The organism is Verrucomicrobiota bacterium JB022 (assembly GCA_030673845.1).
GTDB lineage: Bacteria > Verrucomicrobiota > Verrucomicrobiia > Opitutales > Oceanipulchritudinaceae > WOUP01.
This window is the reverse complement of record JAUTCQ010000015.1, coordinates 213,301-230,217: the sequence shown is the minus strand read 5'-3', so window position 1 is coordinate 230,217 and position 16,917 is coordinate 213,301. Positions and strand designations below refer to the sequence as shown.

General features: G+C 63.4%; 15 protein-coding genes and 1 pseudogene. 9 read left to right on the top strand and 7 right to left on the bottom strand.

Annotated elements, in window-relative coordinates; translation table 11 throughout:
• Nucleotides 1-78: 78 nt before the first annotated feature.
• Nucleotides 79-2,814, top strand: a pseudogene (gene metH / locus Q7P63_11535) (methionine synthase).
• 47 nt (nucleotides 2,815-2,861) lie between these two features.
• Nucleotides 2,862-3,518: a biliverdin-producing heme oxygenase gene (locus tag Q7P63_11530; protein ID MDP0500718.1), complete on the top strand. Its 657-nt coding sequence runs from the start codon at nucleotides 2,862-2,864 to the stop codon at nucleotides 3,516-3,518.
• A gap of 120 nt (nucleotides 3,519-3,638) precedes the next feature.
• Here Q7P63_11530 and Q7P63_11525 read toward each other — a convergent pair whose 3' ends face one another.
• From Q7P63_11525 to Q7P63_11515, 3 genes are all read right to left on the bottom strand, one after another.
• The gene (locus tag Q7P63_11525; GenBank protein ID MDP0500717.1) at nucleotides 3,639-4,121 is read right to left on the bottom strand and encodes a tRNA (cytidine(34)-2'-O)-methyltransferase; all 483 of its coding nucleotides are present in this window, start codon (nucleotides 4,119-4,121) and stop codon (nucleotides 3,639-3,641) included.
• Between the two features lie 6 nt (nucleotides 4,122-4,127).
• Nucleotides 4,128-4,610 carry an SsrA-binding protein SmpB gene (gene smpB / locus Q7P63_11520; GenBank protein ID MDP0500716.1) on the bottom strand — a complete coding sequence of 161 codons (483 nt, stop codon included), beginning with the start codon at nucleotides 4,608-4,610 and terminating at the stop codon, nucleotides 4,128-4,130.
• Between the two features lie 95 nt (nucleotides 4,611-4,705).
• Nucleotides 4,706-4,942, bottom strand: a complete 237-nt coding sequence (locus Q7P63_11515) for a DNA-directed RNA polymerase subunit omega (GenBank protein ID MDP0500715.1) — start codon at nucleotides 4,940-4,942, stop codon at nucleotides 4,706-4,708.
• Between the two features lie 316 nt (nucleotides 4,943-5,258).
• Between Q7P63_11515 and Q7P63_11510 the strand changes: the two genes are divergently transcribed.
• Nucleotides 5,259-6,050 carry a PEP-CTERM sorting domain-containing protein gene (locus Q7P63_11510; protein MDP0500714.1) on the top strand — a complete coding sequence of 264 codons (792 nt, stop codon included), beginning with the start codon at nucleotides 5,259-5,261 and terminating at the stop codon, nucleotides 6,048-6,050.
• A gap of 401 nt (nucleotides 6,051-6,451) precedes the next feature.
• On the opposite strand, the gene Q7P63_11505 is transcribed toward Q7P63_11510, so the two are convergent.
• Genes Q7P63_11505 through trpD form a run of 3 tightly spaced genes read right to left on the bottom strand, consistent with a single transcriptional unit; the run spans nucleotide 6,452 to nucleotide 9,066 of the window.
• On the bottom strand, nucleotides 6,452-6,673 hold the full coding sequence (locus Q7P63_11505) for a DUF2905 domain-containing protein (protein ID MDP0500713.1): 222 nt from the start codon (nucleotides 6,671-6,673) through the stop codon (nucleotides 6,452-6,454).
• A gap of 3 nt (nucleotides 6,674-6,676) precedes the next feature.
• Complete coding sequence (glmM, locus tag Q7P63_11500; GenBank protein MDP0500712.1) at nucleotides 6,677-8,017, bottom strand: phosphoglucosamine mutase; 1,341 nt, start codon at nucleotides 8,015-8,017, stop codon at nucleotides 6,677-6,679.
• Nucleotides 8,014-9,066: an anthranilate phosphoribosyltransferase gene (gene trpD, locus Q7P63_11495; protein ID MDP0500711.1), complete on the bottom strand. Its 1,053-nt coding sequence runs from the start codon at nucleotides 9,064-9,066 to the stop codon at nucleotides 8,014-8,016. Before trpD ends, glmM begins: the two co-directional genes overlap by 4 nt.
• Nucleotides 9,067-9,160: 94 nt before the next feature.
• Between trpD and Q7P63_11490 the strand changes: the two genes are divergently transcribed.
• From Q7P63_11490 to lptE, 6 genes are all read left to right on the top strand, one after another.
• The gene (locus tag Q7P63_11490) at nucleotides 9,161-10,219 is read left to right on the top strand and encodes an undecaprenyl-diphosphate phosphatase (protein MDP0500710.1); all 1,059 of its coding nucleotides are present in this window, start codon (nucleotides 9,161-9,163) and stop codon (nucleotides 10,217-10,219) included.
• Nucleotides 10,220-10,497: 278 nt separating this feature from the next.
• The gene (rpmF, locus tag Q7P63_11485; protein ID MDP0500709.1) at nucleotides 10,498-10,680 is read left to right on the top strand and encodes a 50S ribosomal protein L32; all 183 of its coding nucleotides are present in this window, start codon (nucleotides 10,498-10,500) and stop codon (nucleotides 10,678-10,680) included.
• A gap of 73 nt (nucleotides 10,681-10,753) precedes the next feature.
• A complete protein-coding gene (plsX, locus tag Q7P63_11480) occupies nucleotides 10,754-11,821 on the top strand; it encodes a phosphate acyltransferase PlsX (protein ID MDP0500708.1) in 1,068 nt (355 codons plus the stop codon).
• A 94-nt stretch (nucleotides 11,822-11,915) separates the two neighbouring features.
• Entirely contained in the window at nucleotides 11,916-12,917 is a 1,002-nt protein-coding gene (locus tag Q7P63_11475; GenBank protein ID MDP0500707.1) for a beta-ketoacyl-ACP synthase III, read from the top strand.
• 8 nt (nucleotides 12,918-12,925) lie between these two features.
• Nucleotides 12,926-14,020 carry an outer membrane protein assembly factor BamD gene (gene bamD, locus Q7P63_11470; GenBank protein MDP0500706.1) on the top strand — a complete coding sequence of 365 codons (1,095 nt, stop codon included), beginning with the start codon at nucleotides 12,926-12,928 and terminating at the stop codon, nucleotides 14,018-14,020.
• Nucleotides 14,017-14,544, top strand: a complete 528-nt coding sequence (gene lptE / locus Q7P63_11465) for an LPS assembly lipoprotein LptE (GenBank protein ID MDP0500705.1) — start codon at nucleotides 14,017-14,019, stop codon at nucleotides 14,542-14,544. The genes bamD and lptE overlap by 4 nt, the downstream gene beginning before the upstream one ends.
• A 234-nt stretch (nucleotides 14,545-14,778) precedes the next feature.
• Here lptE and Q7P63_11460 read toward each other — a convergent pair whose 3' ends face one another.
• Entirely contained in the window at nucleotides 14,779-16,884 is a 2,106-nt protein-coding gene (locus tag Q7P63_11460; GenBank protein ID MDP0500704.1) for an ATP-dependent DNA helicase RecQ, read from the bottom strand.
• Nucleotides 16,885-16,917 lie beyond the last annotated feature (33 nt).

The following is a 16,917-nucleotide window of genomic DNA, read 5'->3' as shown; positions in this document are numbered from 1 at the left end:
GTTTCCGCTCCCTTTACTCAGCAAACTCCTGTTCCAAATAATTCCCATTTTTTCATGTCTCAGAATTTATTCGCCAACTTCATCATGGTGGGGGAACGGACCAATGTCACCGGTTCGCCCCGCTTCAAGAAGCTCATCAAGGAAGACAATTTCGAAGCGGCTCTCGAGATCGCCCGCCAGCAGGTGGAAAACGGCGCCAACATCATCGACGTCAATTTCGACGAAGGGATGCTGGAGAGCGAGGAGTGCATGGTGCGCTTCCTCAACCTGATCGCCAGCGAGCCCGACATCGCGCGCGTGCCGATCATGATCGACAGCTCCAAGTGGTCGGTGATCGAAGCAGGCCTGCAGTGCGTCCAAGGCAAGGCGATCGTCAACTCCATCAGCCTCAAGGAGGGCGAGGAGAAATTCCTCGAGCACGCCCGCAAGATCCAGCGCTACGGCGCTGCCGCCGTGATCATGGCCTTCGACGAGCAGGGGCAGGCGGCCGAGAAGGACGACAAGGTGAAGATCTGCAAGCGCGCTTACGACCTGTTGCGCGAGAAGCTGGACTTCAACCCGGCCGACATCATTTTCGACCCCAATATCCTCACCGTCGCCACCGGGATCGAGGAGCACAACAACTACGCGGTCAACTTCATCGAAGCCACCCGCGAGATCAAGCAGGTGTGCCCCTACGCCAAGGTCAGCGGCGGCGTGAGCAACATTTCGTTCTCCTTCCGCGGTAACAACGTGGTGCGCGAGGCCATGCACGCGGCCTTCCTCTACCACGCCATCCACGCCGGGCTCGACATGGGTATCGTCAACGCCGGCATGCTCGCGGTGTATGACGACGTGGACAAGGAGCTGCTTGGCTACATCGAAGACGTGCTGCTCAATCGCCGCCCCGATGCAACCGACCGCCTGATCGACTACGCCGAGCAGTTCAAGGGGCAGAAGACTGAGGAAAAGGCGACCGACAAGCTCGCCTGGCGCGAGGCTCCGGTCGGCGAACGCCTTGCCCACGCCATCCGCCACGGCGTCACGGACTTTGTCGACGCCGACACCGAGGAGGCGCGACAGCAATACGACCGCCCACTGGAGGTGATCGAGGGCCCCTTGATGGACGGCATGAAGATCGTCGGCCAGCTCTTTGGCGACGGCAAGATGTTCCTCCCCCAGGTGGTCAAGAGCGCCCGCGTGATGAAAAAGGCCGTTGCCTACCTGACGCCCTACATGGAGGCGGAGAAGGAAAAGGCGATGGCCGAAGCGGAAGCCAAGGCCAAGCGCGAAGGCGTGCCGGTCGAAAAGCTCAAGCAGAACAACGGCGACATTGTGCTCGCGACGGTGAAGGGCGACGTGCACGACATCGGCAAGAACATCGTCGGCGTCGTGCTCTCGTGCAACAACTACACGGTGCACGACATCGGCGTCATGATGTCGTGGGACAAGATCGCCGAAAAGGCCCGTGAAGTCGATGCCGACGCGATTGGCCTCAGCGGCCTGATCACGCCCTCGCTCGACGAGATGGTCCACAACGCCAAGGAGATGCAGCGCGGCGGCTTCGACGTGCCCCTGCTGATCGGCGGCGCCACCACCTCCAAGGCGCACACCTCGGTCAAGATCGAGCCGGAGTACGACAAGGCCCCGGTGGTCCACGTGGCCGACGCCTCCCTCGTGGTGGGCGTCGTCAACGACCTGCTCCAGAAAGATCCGGCCAAGCGCGAAGCGGCCTTTGCGAAGTTCCGCGAAGAAAATGCCCGTCACCGCGCTTCGCACGAGCGCCGTCAGGCCAACAAGGGCGACACCTTGATGACCTACGAAGAGGCCGAGGCCCGCCGCCCGCAGATCGAGTGGGGCAGCGTCGACATCCCCACCCCGCGTCTCACCGGCCTGCAGGAGGTGAAGGACGTCACACTCGAACGCCTCGCAACCTTTATCGACTGGTCTCCCTTCTTCTGGACCTGGGAGCTGAAGGGCGTCTTCCCCAAGATCCTCAGCCACCAGAAGTATGGCGAGGAAGCCAGCCGCCTCTACACCGACGCACGCAAGATGCTCGACGACATCGTGCGCAACCAGCGCTTCCAGCCGCGTGGCGTCTGGGGCCTCTGGCCGGCCAACAGCGTAGGCAACGATGTGGAGCTATACCGCGACGCCCAGCGCCGCGAGCTGTTGACCAAGTTCCACTTCCTGCGTCAGCAGAAGAAGAAGGTCAACGACGACGGCACCATGCCCTACTACGCCTGCTCGGACTTTGTCGCCCCCAAGGACAGCGGCCGGATCGACTACTGCGGCGGCTTTGCCGTCACCAGCGGCCCGCAGGTCGAAGCATACGCCAAGACCTTCGAAGACAAGCACGACGACTACAACTCGATCCTCGTCAAGGCAATCGGCGACCGCCTGGCCGAGGCCTTTGCCGAGATGCTGCACAAGGACGTGCGCGACCTCTGGGGCTACGGCGAGAGCGAAGGCTTTACCACCGCGAGCGACCTGACTTCGGCTCACAACGAGGTAAATCCGCACCTGCAGTGGATGATCGACGAAAAGTATCGCGGCATCCGCCCTGCCGCCGGCTACCCGGCCACGCCCGACCACACCGAAAAGGCGATCCTCTGGGACCTGCTCGACGTCGAAGCCCGCACAGGCATCAAGCTGACGGAAAACTTCGCCATGTATCCCGGCGGCTCCGTCTCCGGGCTCTACTTCGCCCACCCCGACGTAAAATACTTCAACGTCGGCCTGATTGGCGAAGATCAGCTCAAGCAATATGCCGAGAGAAAGGACAAGCCTTACGCTGAAATGGAGAAGTGGCTCGCTCCAAATCTGCAGCCGTAAGGTCATATAGGCTGGACACTTGTTGAGGGGCATCTACCGTAAGGTTGATGCCCTCTTCGTCGGTCAAGCTTTCTGCCGCCTTGCGCACCTTGACAGCGGAATCCCACCGCGCCGCCGAACGGTCTCCCTTTGTGAGACGGTTGATCCGTGGCCCCCTGTCTTTGCCCGCATACATCTTCTACCTGCGCGAACTGCAGGTAGCCTACCAAGCCCTGGAATCCGCTTTACGGACACACTCGGCCCACCCTGCCCTTACGCAGTTCGTCCGCCCGGAGCTTTTCCGCGCAGTGGCCCTGGCGGAGGACATCGAACAACTCACCGACGTTTCGGACGGCGAGCAACCGGTAGAAAGCCTACCCTACGCAGGCCAGCACTACGCCCGCCACCTGGAGGAAATCGCCGCCGAGACTCCTGCCGCACTGTTGGCACACCTCTACGTGCGCTACCTCGGCGACATGTCGGGCGGTCAGATGATTGGTCAAGCCATTCAGCGCCAATTCGAACTGCCGGACGAGGTGGGTCTCAACTTCTACAACTTTGCCGACATACCCGATCTCGATGCCTACAAGGAGCAGTTCCGCAACTGGATCGACGAGACGCCCTTGACCGAAAACGAACGCTCCCTCGTGCTCGAAGAAGCCGTACGCGGCTTCGACCTCAGCAACGCGATCTTCGACGAAGCCGAGCGTCTGGGCGTGGAATAGAGGCGAAGCCGAGTGAACTTATCGGCAGTAGCACCCCTTCAGAGATCTCTGCAAAAGGGGGTCTCTTGAAGAGGCCACTGCGGCAAGGTCCATTCGATGAAACTCTAAACCACAAAACTCTCACGCCCCAAACTCGAACTGGCGGAGCGCTTCGTAGGCGGCAATGCCGACGGCGGTGGAGAGGTTGAGTGAGCGCAGGGGCTTTTGACTGAAGCGCGGCAAGGTCAGGCGTTGGGAGGGGCCGATCTCGTCGTGCAACCATTCAGGCGCGCCGTGGCCTTCGTTGCCAAAGACGAGGCCGTCGCCGGGCTGGAACTGGGCTTGCCAATACGTCTGCGTGGCGTGCGTGGTGAAGAGCCAGAGGCGCTGTGGAGCCAACGGACTGGCACGAAAAGCCTGCCAGTCGTCGTGGATGTGCAGATCCAGCTCGTGCCAATAGTCCATGCCGCTGCGCTTGAGGTGCCGGTCGGTAATGGTAAAGCCGAGCGGCTTGATCAGGTGCAGGCGGCAGTCGGTAAAGGCGCAGAGGCGACCCACGTTGCCCGTATTTTGCGGGATCTCGGGGTTAAAGAGCACCAGGTGCAGGCGCGGCTCGGCATCCATCGCGGCTTAGCGGTGCAGGTGAGCCTTGATCGCGCGGTCCATCTCGCGACGGTCGACGGCTTCCTTCAGGTCTTCGCGCTTGTCATACTCGCGCTTGCCGCGGCAGAGCCCCAACTGGACTTTGACCATGCCGTTCTTGAAATACATCTTGAGCGGGATGATCGCCAGCCCACCTGCCTTGATCGCCTGCTCCCACTTGAGGATCTCCTTGCGGTGGAGCAGCAGCTTGCGGGGGCGGTAGGGGTTGTGGTTCTGGAAGTTGCCGAAGGCGTATTCCTGAATGTTGGCGTGGTAGAGGATCGCCTCGCCTCGGTCGATGCGCACAAAAGATTCGCTGATCTGCGCACCGCCCGCGCGGATGCTCTTCACTTCCGTGCCCTGCAGCACCAGGCCAGCCTCAAGGGTCTCGTCCACGAAGTAGTCGCGCTGAGCCTTGCTGTTGCGGATCTCGCAATACCGCTCACCGGATTTGCTGTTTTTGCGGGCCATAAATGCGTTCTCTCTGGGGTTGCGCCTGGGTAAGCGCAAAAAGGGCGAGGGTGCTGCCTGCACGCTCGCCCTGCTTCAAGCAGCTGGGGTGTCGCCTACAGGCGCGGAGCCTCGTTGGTCTCCTCGTCTTCTTCGCCTTCGAAGAGTTCGTAGGTGATCTTGCCTTCGATGACTTCGCGCAGGGCGATGTCTTCGGGGCTCAGTCGCTCCAGGGACTCGACCATCGGGCGCTGGCCGAACTTGAGCTGTTTCACCCGGCGGGACACCACGTTGACGAGGATGTTCGGGTCCGGGATCACTTTCTGGGCGGCTTTGATGTATTCGTCTCTCACGGCAGTTAGATGGAAGAAAGTTCCGAAACCAGACAAGATGTGCAAAGGGCGGGGGAAGAGCAAGTAAAACTGTCAACCAATATCCCCTCCCTCGCCCGCGCAACGTGCAAGATCCTCACCCCAACGGGCTGGCACCCTGCAGCATTCTGCATGAACCTCAGTCTCAAGATGGGCAATACCCCGGGTGCTAAACCATTTTCCACCCGTGAGTTAGGGAGTGGGAAGGCCCAAGCTGGCACGCCCCGTGGATAAAGGAGCTCAAGTCCCGCAAAGGTGCGGAACACATGCGACCATCTTACTCAAACTCGAAAACAATATGCGCAAGCAACTGTCCCTCAGCCTTTTGGCCCTCTCCGCAGCCGCCTCCCTGTCTGCTGCCGTCTCCATCAATAGCGCCGACTTCGCGTATTACGACAATTTCAACAATTTCGCCGGCACCGGCGCTGCGCCGAACTGGACCGTGATCGGCGCTGGCGACAGCCGCGGCCCCGGCTATCTGGGCCGCAGCGACGGCACCAGCGAGCTGGGCGGCATCTACAGCTACGGCAGCAACGGCGATTTTTCTTTCGGTATGTTGCCCAACGAAGGCTACTCCGCCTCCATCCGCATCGGATTTACCAACAACCTGAGCTTTACCATCGACTCCTACTACGTGGGCTTCGATGCCGAGCACTGGCATGGCAATAACGGCGGCAAGGCCAGCAACTGGAAGTTTAACTACATCGACCCGGACGGCAGCACGCCAAACCGCAATTACAGCAACCTCGATTACACGGCCTCCACTGATGTGCCGGGCGGGGCGGCGGGCGACATGCCCTTCGACACCACCGCGCTGGGCCTCAACATCTCCGACCGCCCGATCGCCGCTGGTGAAACGATCTACTTCGAATTCTACTTCCCGGAGCAGACCGACGGCTACGAGGCCCAAGGCATCTCCTTCGACAACTTTACCTTCGCCATCGGCTCGCTCGACGGCGTGACGATCGACTACATGTCGAACATCGCGATTGCCCAACTGGCCGCCGTGCCCGAACCGCGCACCTACGCCATCCTGGCCGGCCTCGCCACCCTCGGCTTCGTCGCCTACCGCCGCAAGCGCAACGGCTAAGACGCCCCTTTACTCATCAGAGTTCCATCAAATCCATGTCGCCGGACGATTCCCCGAGGAGTCGTCCGGTTTTATTTTTGGAGGGTTGAAAGGTGGGGCTCCTCGCCGAGCAACTAGTGTCGCGTTGAGTGGACCTCGCCGCAGTGGCACGCCCTCCGGGGTGCATTTTCTGGCGCGGTACCATCCGGTGGTGTCGGACGCCAAGCGTCCTCAACCACCGGCTAAGCTAGTGGCATCCCTCCGGGATGCTGCATCATCCAGCAAGCCAACGGCTTGCCATCTCTTAGCCCGGGGTTGAGGTCCGCGTTAGCGGATCGACACCCCGGGTTTTCAAGCCTCAAGAATGCACCCTGAAGGGGTGCCACTGCGAAAAGGTCCCCTCAACCTGACACTGGCCATGCCTACCGCCGGAACAGCCACATCACCAGACTCAGCACGATGCTGACGACGATGCAGGTGACGACCGGAAAGTAGACGCGCGTGCTGCCGCTTTCGAAGCGCACGTCGCCCGGCAAACGGCCAAACCAGTCGAGCCAGCCGCGACCGCCCGCGAGCCAGACGACCAGGCCCACTACGACGAGTAGCAGGCCGAGGCAGACGATGGCTTTGCCGAGCGGCTCCATGGCCTAGACCAGCTTCAGATGCTTCGCCGTCAGCTCTTTGAGCGCGGCGAAGGTCTGCTGGGCCTTGGCCGGGTCCTTGGCTTCGACGAGGAGGCGGATCTTGGGCTCGGTGCCGGAATAGCGCACGAGGATGCGGCCTTCGCCAGCCAGCGCAGCTTCGAGCTGCTGGATGCCAGCCTCGTAGTCGGGCAACTGGTCGAGTGGCACCTTTTCCTGCACGCGCAGGTTGGCCTTGAGCTGAGGCAGCAGCTCGATATCGCGCGCCAGCTCGCTCAAGGGACGACCGGTGCGGCGCATGACCTTGAGCACCTCAAGGGCCGCGCCCAAGCCGTCCCCCGTCATCATGCGGTCGCCGATGATGAGGTGGCCGCTGTTTTCGCCGCCCAGCGTGTAGCCGTGGCGCTGCATCTCGTGGAACACGAGACGGTCCCCCACCCCGACGCGCACGACCTTGATGCCGTGGGCCTTGAGGGAGAGGTCGAGACCCAGATTGCTCACGCTGGTGGTGACAAGGGTGTCGTGGGCGAGGCGATCCTGTGCCTTCAGCTCGCGCGCGAGCAGGCCGAGCAGCGCGTCGCCATCCACGATCTGGCCGTGTTCGTCGACCAGCACCAGACGGTCGCCATCGCCATCGTGGGCGATGCCAAGGCGCGCGTTCTGCTCCTGCACGATCTCCGCCAGGCGCTCCGGGTGTTCGCTGCCCACGCCGTCGTTGATGTTCTGGCCGTCGGGCTCGACACCGATCGCGTAGACGCGGGCACCAAGGGACTCCAGCACCTCGCGGGTGGTCAATGCGGTCGCGCCGTTGGCCGCATCGAGGGCGATGACCATGCCGTAAAGCGCTTCCGCCCCAAGGGTCTCTTCCGCAAACTGGCGGTAGTGGCGGCGTGCGTCGTGCAGGTAAACAGGGGGGAGCGGACCGGCGGACACCTCGTCGAGGGTGTCGATGCGAGCCTCGAAGGCGGCTTCCTCGACTTCGCTCCACTTCACCCCGCCGGGGGCGAACAGCTTGAGGCCGTTGTCGCTGGCCGGATTGTGGGAGGCCGTTACGACCACGCCCGCCGCCGCCTTGAGCTGCTTGACCGCCAGCGCCACGGCCGGGGTCGGCGCCACCTGGCAATCGCAAATGCGGATGAACGGCATCGCCAGCCCCTGCATGAGCGCCTGAGAGATTGCATGCCCCGAGGCGCGCGGATCGCGACCCACCACCACGTGGATCAACCCGTGCGGGTGCTGGTCACGCAAATGCAGGGCCAGCGCGCGACCAAAGCGGCGCACGAAGGCGGGGGCAAGCAGCTCGCTGTCGGCTGCTCCGCGGATTCCGTCTGTACCAAAATACTTCATACGAGTTCTCTGTAAAAAGCCTGTGCCTTGGCCACCCACGCGGCGACCTTCCCTCCCAGCAGCAACTCTCGGGCTAGGGCGTATCCTTCGGGCAAGTTGGGAACTGCCTCGGCGATAAATAATGCAGCCCCGGCGTTATGGCAAATCGTGTCGATCAATCCCGGGCGGCCCTGGCCGTCGAGGATTTGCTGGAAGAGCACGAGATTTTCCTCCGGCGTGCCCCCACAAAGCTCTTCCAGTTCCGCGCGGGCAAAACCTTGCTCCTCCGGGGTCCAGGTGCCGCGCTGATCCTTCAGCTGTCCAATTCCGGCCACGAGGTTGTCGCCGGCAGTGGAAAATTCATCCATGATCTTGTCGCCCACCACGCGAGAGCCCACGGCATAGCCGCGCGTAAGGCCCAGAATGGTCAGCGCATCGGCCAAAGGCTCGATCAGGTCGGCCCGGCTGACGCCAAGCAACTGGCGCTGCGGGCGGGCGGGGTTGATCAGCGGCCCGAGGATGTTGAAGATCGTACGCTGGCCTTTGGCGGCCAAAGCCTTGCGCACCGGCACGATTTCCTTGAACGCCGGATGGAAGGCCGGGGCGAAAAAGAAGCAGAAATTGAGCTGCTCGACCGAGGCCTGCAGCTTCGCCGGGTCGGACTGGATGGGCAGGCCGAGCACGGTCAAGAAATCCGCCGCACCGCTCTTGGAGGTCACCGCCCGCCCACCGTGCTTGAGCACGGGCACGCCCGCCGCCGCCGTCACGATAGCGGACACGCTGGAGATGTTGTAGCCGCCAATGCCGCTACCGCCGGTGCCCACGATGTCGATGCCGCGCTCTCGCCACGACTCCAGCCCAGGGTCCAGCGCCATCTCACGGAAGGCGCCAGCGAAAGCGGTGATCTCAGCCACCGTCTCTCCCTTGGCGTGCAGGGCAGCGAGGAAGTCTTCCTTCTGGCGCGCATCGGCGTCGGCCGAGGCCAAGGCCTGGGCGACAGCCGCCACTTGCGCGCGTTCGAGGTCGACTCCCTGCCGCACCTGTTGGGTCAGCTCGAGCAACATATCCATTTCGCGCATGGATTACTGCCCTATGCGCTGGGGGACAAGCGAAAAGCCCACTACGAGGTTGCGCCATCGCCAAACAGGCGCTTCCCTGCAGCGCATGGCTCGCCTCTTCGCTCTGGTTTTCGCTCTAGTTGCCTTCATATGCCCTCTTGCCGCCCAGGCGGAGACTGCCCCCGAGGAAACCCCGCCCGACGTGATGGCGGACGACTCCCGGCAGTTGACGTATATGGATGCCTTGATCCTCGGCGCGGTCGAGGGCTTGACGGAGTATCTGCCCGTCTCCTCCACCGGGCACCTGCTGCTGACCAATGCCTGGCTGGGCCTCGATTTGCAGGATGTGATGTATGACGACACGGGTGCCCAGATCGTCGACAGCGCGGGCGAGCCCTATACCTTGAAGCAGGCCGCCGACGCTTATGCGATCGTGATCCAGGGGGGGGCCATCGCCGCCGTGCTGCTGATCTACTGGCGGCGCATCTGGCACGCCTCCAAGGGCAGCGTTTGCTGGGCGCTGGGCCACTTTGGCGTGCGCATCGGCGACCCGGAGGAGAATTTTCGCGGCTTCCGCCTCGCCCTCAACCTCGGGGTGGCCTTCCTGCCCGCCGCCGTGCTCGGCCTGCTTTTCAATGACGTGATCGAGGCCTACCTCTTCGGCGTCTGGCCGGTAGCGGTTGCCCTCTTCGCGGGCTCGCTGCTGATGTTCGGGGTCGAAAGATGGCGCCGCCGCCGTCATGGCGAGATGAAACCCGACAGCGGCCCCGACCTGCCCGACCTCGCCCTGTTGCAGAGCCTGACCATCGGCTTCCTCCAGTGCGTTGCCATGTGGCCCGGCACCAGCCGCAGCATGATGACCATCGTCGGCGGCTACGTGGTCGGCCTCTCCCCGGCACGCGCCGCCGAATTCAGCTTCCTGCTCGGCCTCATCACCCTGACCGCCGCCGCCGCCTACAAGACCGTCCAGGACGGGGCCGACATGATGCGCGTGCTCGACCTCGGGCCGGTGCTCTTTGGCTGCATCGTGGCGATGCTCTTCGCCGCCTTCGCCGTGAAGTGGCTCGTCTCCTACCTCAGCCGCCACGGCCTGAGCGTCTTCGCCTGGTACCGCCTCGGTCTCACGCTGGTCGTGGTCGTCTACTTCGGCCTCATCGCCGGATAGAAAAGAAGGGGGTTCACAGAAGGAAACGAAGAGTTTTCTTTAACAGAAGAACGCAAAGAACACGAAGGTCCGGTGCGGCAGCTTTGTTTTTTAAGCACGCTTTGCGCTCTTCGCGTTCTTCTGTTCAGAATTCCTTTTTCCAAAACTCCTTCGTTTACTTCGTTTCCTTCTGTTCAACCCGATTTCCCTCCGCCCGTACCTATTTTCCCGCTTGACAGGGAGTGCGGGGAGGCATTTTTTCTTTCCTTTTCTTTAATCTCTAAAGACTTTCCAAGACCATGGCCCAGCCGAAACGCAAGACCTCCAAGCAGCGCTCCCGCACCCGCCGCGGCGGCAACCGCTACACCGCGCCCCAACTGGCCAAGGACCCGACCGACGGCTCCGCCTTCCGCCCGCACCGCGTGAACCCGGTCAACGGGATGTACCGCGGCCGTCAGATCATCGAGGTCGACCAGATCTAGTCGATCTCGGTTTCAGGAGTCACTTTTTACAAGCTTGCCGGTCTCACTCAGACCGGCTTTCTTTTGCCCGATTATGGGGGATTCAGCCCGAACCATCGCACTGGACGCCATGGGCGCCGACCTCGGCGTGCAGGAAATGGTCGCAGGTGCGGCCGAAGCCATCAAAAAAGGTGAAGCGCTCGACGGCGTGGTGATCGTCGGCGACGAAGCCCAAATCCAGGAGGCGCTCAAGGGTGCCGGCCTTGCCAACGACTCGCGGGTGCAGATCTTCCACGCCTCGCAGGTGGTGGAAATGTCGGACAAGCCGCTGCAGGCCATCCGGCAGAAAAAAGACGCCTCGCTCGTTCGCACCGTCGAGCTGGTGCGCGACGGCACTTGCCAGGCAGGCATCTCGTGCGGCAACACCGGAGCCCTGATGGCCGCCGGCCAACTGCGCCTGCGCACGCTGGATGGAGTCGACCGCGCTGCGCTGGCCACCGTCTGGCCCTCCGAAAACGGCCACTTTCTCTTGCTCGATGCTGGTGCCAACCCCATGGCCAAGCCCGAGCACCTGGTGCACTACGCCCTGATGGGCAATGCCTACGCCCGCGACGCCCTGAGCATCGAAAAGCCCCGCATCGGCTTGCTCAGCATCGGCACCGAAGAAGGCAAGGGGACGGAGCTGACCTCCCGCACCCACGAGTTGCTGAAATTCCTCGCCGCACAGGACGACCGCCTCAACTACGTAGGCCTGATCGAAGGCTTCCACCTCTTCAATGGCGAGGTGGACGTGGTCGTGACCGACGGCTTTACCGGCAACGTCGTCCTCAAATCGAGCGAGGCGCTCTACAAGATGATCAACCGCGTGCTGAAGCAGGAGGCCAAGGCCCAGCCCTTGACCGCCATCGGCGGCCTGCTCCTCAAGCCTGCCATCAGCCGCATGAAGCACCGCCTCAGCCCCGAACGCTACGGCGGCGCCCCCCTGCTCGGCCTGCGCGGCACCGTGCTCAAAGCCCACGGCAGCAGCAGCCGCGAAGCCATCGCCAACGCCATCCGCATCGCCGCCCAAGTGGTCGAGCGCAAGCTGATCTCCCACGTGCACAACGATGTGCTCTGGGCCAATGAGCGCCTGAAAGCCGCTCCCGCCCCGTCGGAAGCGTAATGCGCGCCTCACCCGAGCGCGCCTCTTGCCCACCCCCGCCTGCCTGCCTCCTTGACAGGTGGCGGCAAAGCGATCTTGCTGACCTTTTTCCGAGATGAGCAGTGCCTGGAACAAGTCGGTCGTCATCCTCGGCACGGGGAGCTACGCCCCCGCCCGTGTGATGACCAACGACGATCTCGCCCAGTTTGTCGATACCTCTGATGCCTGGATCCGTCCACGGACGGGTATCCGTGAGCGCCGGATCGCCGCTGAGCATGAAACCACCTCCGTCCTGGCCACCGAGGCCGCGCGCAACGCCTTGGCCAATGCCGGGGTAGCCGCACAGGACATCGACCTGATTGTCGTGGGCACTTGCACGCCCGACATGGCCTTCCCCAACGTGGCGACCATTGTGCAGCGGCAACTGGGCATCAAACCTTGCCCGGCAATGGACCTGGAGGCGGCCTGCGCCGGGTTCCCTTACGTGCTCGATGTGGCCGACGCGCTGATGCGCCGCCATGGGCACCGCCGCGCCCTCGTGATCGGTGCCGACGTCATGTCGCGCATCCTCAACTGGAAAGACCGGACCACCTGCGTGCTCTTTGGCGACGGCGCCGGGGCCGTCGTGCTCGGCCTCGAAGACGAGCCGGGCTATGGCCTGCTCGAAACCCGCTTGGGTGCCGACGGGAATGAAAACCACATCCTGTGCGTGCCCATGATGCCCACCCAGGCCCCCACCTGGCCGGTCGATCTCGAGTTTGCGCCCGACACGATCTACATGAACGGGCGCGAAGTCTTCAAACACGCCGTGCGCGTGATGGGCCAGATCTCGCAAGACCTGATGGCTGCCCACGGCGTCTCGGCCGAACAGCTCAAACTCTTTGTGCCCCACCAAGCCAATACCCGCATCATCGAGGCGATGGCCGAAAGAATGAACGTCTCGATGGACCGTATCGTCATTAACCTCGACCGCTACGGCAACACCTCCTCCGCCTCCATCCCGCTCGCACTCGACGAAGCCCGCCGCGCTGGCCGCCTGCAAAAAGGCGACTATCTGCTGATGGTGGCCTTTGGCGGGGGCTTGACCTGGGGCGCAACGCTCGCAAAGTGGTTCTAAAATCCGTCATGGTGCGATTCCGTCTGATCTCCCTCCTTGGGCTGGCCGCCGCCACCCTTACCCCCAACACCCACGCTGCCTGGTGGAACCCCTTCGATCGTGGCATCGAACCCGCCCAGATGAGCGCGGATGAGCAGGATATTGCCGCTCGCCCACTCTTCGAACGCGCTCAGCGTGAGTTTGACAAGGGAGACTTCGACGAAGCGGCCGACCTGACGAAGCGCCTCGCCCGCCGCTACCCCCTTTCCTCCTACGCCGCTCAGGCGCTCTTCCTGCGTGGCCGCGCCCGCTACGAAGACGCCAAATACACTCCGGCCTTCGAGGCCCTGCAGCAGATCATCGGGCGCTACCCGGAATATCCGCACTTCAACGAAGTCATCCGTCTGCAGTTCGAGATCGCCCTGGCCGAAGCCGAGGGCAAGGGCCTGAGCTTCCTCTTCGTCTTCCCCTACAAGAAGTACAATACCTCGGCTGCGCACTTCGAGATGATCGTGCTCAACGCCCCCTACAGCGAGTTTGCCCCGCTGGCGTTGATGAACATGGCCCGGATCTACCAGTATAATGGCAAGACGATCCAGGCGGTGGACGCGCTCGACCGCATGATCAACCTCTACCCCAACGGGCAGCTGACCGACGACGCCTACCTCGAACTGGCCACCACCTTCGCCGCCGAGACCTCCGGTGCGCTCTACGACCAAGGCGCGACCCGCGAAGCGATCAACTACTACCGCGATTACCTGATCCTTTTCCCCAACGAGAACGAAGTCTCCCAGGCCGAGCAGGGCCTCGAAGAGATGCTCGACCTCAACGCCCGCAGCAAGCTCGTGCTGGGCCGCTACTTCTTCCGCTACCGCGACGACTACACCGCCGCCTCCATCTTCCTGAACGAGGCCATCACCCTCGCGCCCGATTCCGAAGCCGCCCAGGAAGCGCGCGAACTGCTCGCCCGCATCGCCGAAATCCGCGCCGAAGAAGGCGAACCCGAGCCCGACACCCCTGCTGGTGAAACGGTTTCCCAGCCGGTCGAAGCCGGCCCGGTCGACAACCTTCCGGACAGCCCGGCCGCTTCGGCTGCCGAAGGCGATGCCGCCCGCGTCGAATGAGCCTCCTGCGCTTCACCTCCCTGGGACTCTGCCTGAGCCTCGCCGCGCTTACCGGCTGCCAGCATTACCAATGGGGCACGGCAGCCGCCGGCCAGCGTCAGGAGATCAGCCACGTCTATATCGAGCCGGTGGTCAACCAGAGCGGCCTGCCCTTGGCCTCACCCACCCTGACTTTGCGCCTCGAAGAGCGCCTGATCAACCGCCCCGGGCATAAGCTTTCGGGCGACCTCGATGTCGCCGACTACGTGCTCGAAGTGACACTGATCCAGGCCGTGCCCACCCCGCGCGCCAGCCTGCCCGAAGACACCGGGCGCGACCTGACTTTTGAGCTGGCCGTGCAGGCCGACATCGTCTGGCGCGACGCCGTGAGCGAAGAAGTGCTGCACGAAGCCCGCGTCGACGCATCCAGCCTGCTCGTTTCGCGTCAAAACCTCCCCGACGCCATTTACCAGCTCTCTCCCGACGCACTCGACGAGCTCGCCCGCAAGATCCTCGACACCGAGCCCCTCGGCTGGGGCGAGTAGCGGGTTGAAGAAAGAAACGGGAGCCGACACTCTCTATCCTGAGAGGTTATTTAAGGTAGCTACCTTCCACCGCGCGATGGAGTGCGGCGCTCTGCGCCGATCTGGATTGTAAAGCAGGCAACAAAATGGAGCTGAACTCCATTTTTTGGGAGTCTTGGCACCCAATCAAGATCAGGTTGGGGCCCATCCACCCTTGGTGCTTCCGTTTCCTGCAGGAATGGGATTGCTTCCCTCCTACGCCACGGCTCCGCCGCGCGCATGGGCCTGGATCACTTTGAGGAAGCGCGGGAGAATGCTCTTGGCTTTGGCGGGGCCGATACCGGGCAGCTCCTGGGCCTCGGCGGCCGTTTGCGGCTTTTTGGCCGCGAGGTGCTTGAGCACGCGGTTGGGAAAGATGGTATAGGCGGGGGCGTTCTTGCGCTCGCGGGCCATCTGGTTGCGCAGGCGTACCAGCTCGTCGTAGAGGTGGCGGTCGTAGTCGATCTCGTCTTCCCCCGAGGGGCTGGCGGCGGTGGCGGGCCAACGCAGCTTCACGGTGTCACCGTCGAGCATGACGCGCGCGCCCAGCTCGGTCAGGCCGACGAGGCGGTATTCGTCGCCGCTGGTCTCGATCAGGCCCGATGCCTCCATCTCGTCGAACAGCGCGCGCAGGTGGGCCTGCGGCATGTCCTTGAGCAGCCCGTAGGTCGAAAGCTCGTGCAGGCCGGCCTCCTTGAGATCCTCGCGCTCGCTGCCACGCAGGCAGGCCATGATCTTCGTGCGGCCAAAGCGCGGGATAAAGCTGTAGGTGTCCTCGCGACGGCTCATGCGCGCAACCCCGCTCAATGCCTTGCGTAGCTGCAGCACCTCCTCGGCGTTGCCCTCGCGCAGGTCGGAACCGGAACGGCGGGCGCAGCGGTCGCACTTGCCGCAGGTCTCGCCCGACTGCTCGCCAAAGTAGCGCAGGATCGCCTGCTGGCGACAGCCCGGCGCGTGGCACAGGTCGATCATGCGCTCCAGCTTCTGGTAATCGCGGCGGCGCTTTTCATCCATCGCCGGGGTATCGAGCGGCAATTCGCGTGCCTTCATACCCGGGTTTTTCAACCGCGTGCCCCGGATGCGCTGGCCTGCCACGTCGAAGCGCTCGATCACGCCCGACCGGGTCAAAAGACCGAGGCTGGTGCCCACGCCCATCGGGTTGGTGCCGGGCCCGACCTTTGCCGTGAGGTCGTCGATGGAGAGCAGCACTTCGCCCTGGTCGTCGGCATGGAGCTTGAGGGTCGTAAAGACCTGGTGGACGAGCGCGGGTGGCGGGTTGGCACCATCGAGGAAAAACTCCTGCACCCGGCGGTCGCTGGGGCGAAAAAGCAGCTCGCACACACTCTCCTTGCCATCGCGACCGGCGCGGCCCGCCTCCTGATAATAGGCTTCGATGCTGCCCGGCAGCTCGTAGTGACAGACAAAGCGCACGTCGGCCCGGTCGATGCCCATGCCAAAGGCGTTGGTCGCGACCGCCACGCCCACTTCGCGACGCAGGAAGCGCTCTTGCGCCTGGCTGCGGGCGTCGTCGCTCAGGCCGCCGTGGTAGACGACGTGGTCGATATGCTCGCAGTTGAGCCACTCCGAGACGGCCTCGGTGCTCTTGCGGGTGGCGCAATAAATAATGCCCGTGCGGTGGGCCTCCACGAGGCTCTTGATCCGCACCATCTTGTGCTCGTCCTTCTCCACCCGGCTGATGCGGAAGGCGAGATTCTTGCGGCTGAAACCCGCCACATAGGTCGCCGGTTCGCTCAGCTCCAGCGTGTCGAGGATGTCTCGACGCACCTCGGGCGTAGCGGTGGCGGTCAGCGCGAGGCAAGGCGGGTTGCCCATCGCCTTGCGGGCCTCGCCCAGCCGCAGGTAATCCGGGCGGAAGTCGTGCCCCCATTGGGAAAGGCAGTGCGCTTCGTCAATTGCCAGTCGTGCGATCGGGATGCCCTGCAGCGCGCGGCGAAAGCTCTCGGCCCGGAAACGCTCGGGGGCCACGTAGATCAGCTTCAGCCGCCCCTCGCGCAGGTCGTCGAGGATGGCGAGCTGGTCGTTCCAGCTCTGGCTGCTGTTGATCATGGCAGCGGCGATGCCACGGGCCTGCAGCGCGTCCACCTGGTCTTTCATCAGGGCGATGAGCGGGGACACGACCACCGTCACCCCCTCCATCAGCAGCGCGGGCAGCTGATAGCACAGGCTCTTGCCGCCGCCGGTGGGCATGATGACGAGCACGTCGCGCTTTTCCAGCACAGCCGTCACGATATCCTCCTGCGGCGCGCGGAAGGCCGAAAAGCCGAAGTGGCGCGCCAACGCCTGTCTTGCTTGTTCTCGCATCCTCACCTTCCACACAAACCCGGATGCGGCCCG

What these genes read in the sequence shown, in the direction of transcription:
- Q7P63_11530 (MDP0500718.1), top strand. Translation starts at nt 2,862, where the DNA reads ATGCCCTCTTCGTCGGTCAAGCTTTCTGCCGCCTTGCGCACCTTGACA.
- Q7P63_11525 (MDP0500717.1), bottom strand. Translation starts at nt 4,121, where the DNA reads ATGGATGCCGAGCCGCGCCTGCACCTGGTGCTCTTTAACCCCGAGATC.
- smpB (MDP0500716.1), bottom strand. Translation starts at nt 4,610, where the DNA reads ATGGCCCGCAAAAACAGCAAATCCGGTGAGCGGTATTGCGAGATCCGC.
- Q7P63_11510 (MDP0500714.1), top strand. Translation starts at nt 5,259, where the DNA reads ATGCGCAAGCAACTGTCCCTCAGCCTTTTGGCCCTCTCCGCAGCCGCC.
- Q7P63_11505 (MDP0500713.1), bottom strand. Translation starts at nt 6,673, where the DNA reads ATGGAGCCGCTCGGCAAAGCCATCGTCTGCCTCGGCCTGCTACTCGTC.
- glmM (MDP0500712.1), bottom strand. Translation starts at nt 8,017, where the DNA reads ATGAAGTATTTTGGTACAGACGGAATCCGCGGAGCAGCCGACAGCGAG.
- trpD (MDP0500711.1), bottom strand. Translation starts at nt 9,066, where the DNA reads ATGGATATGTTGCTCGAGCTGACCCAACAGGTGCGGCAGGGAGTCGAC.
- Q7P63_11490 (MDP0500710.1), top strand. Translation starts at nt 9,161, where the DNA reads ATGGCTCGCCTCTTCGCTCTGGTTTTCGCTCTAGTTGCCTTCATATGC.
- rpmF (MDP0500709.1), top strand. Translation starts at nt 10,498, where the DNA reads ATGGCCCAGCCGAAACGCAAGACCTCCAAGCAGCGCTCCCGCACCCGC.
- plsX (MDP0500708.1), top strand. Translation starts at nt 10,754, where the DNA reads ATGGGGGATTCAGCCCGAACCATCGCACTGGACGCCATGGGCGCCGAC.
- Q7P63_11475 (MDP0500707.1), top strand. Translation starts at nt 11,916, where the DNA reads ATGAGCAGTGCCTGGAACAAGTCGGTCGTCATCCTCGGCACGGGGAGC.
- bamD (MDP0500706.1), top strand. Translation starts at nt 12,926, where the DNA reads ATGGTGCGATTCCGTCTGATCTCCCTCCTTGGGCTGGCCGCCGCCACC.
- lptE (MDP0500705.1), top strand. Translation starts at nt 14,017, where the DNA reads ATGAGCCTCCTGCGCTTCACCTCCCTGGGACTCTGCCTGAGCCTCGCC.
- Q7P63_11460 (MDP0500704.1), bottom strand. Translation starts at nt 16,884, where the DNA reads ATGCGAGAACAAGCAAGACAGGCGTTGGCGCGCCACTTCGGCTTTTCG.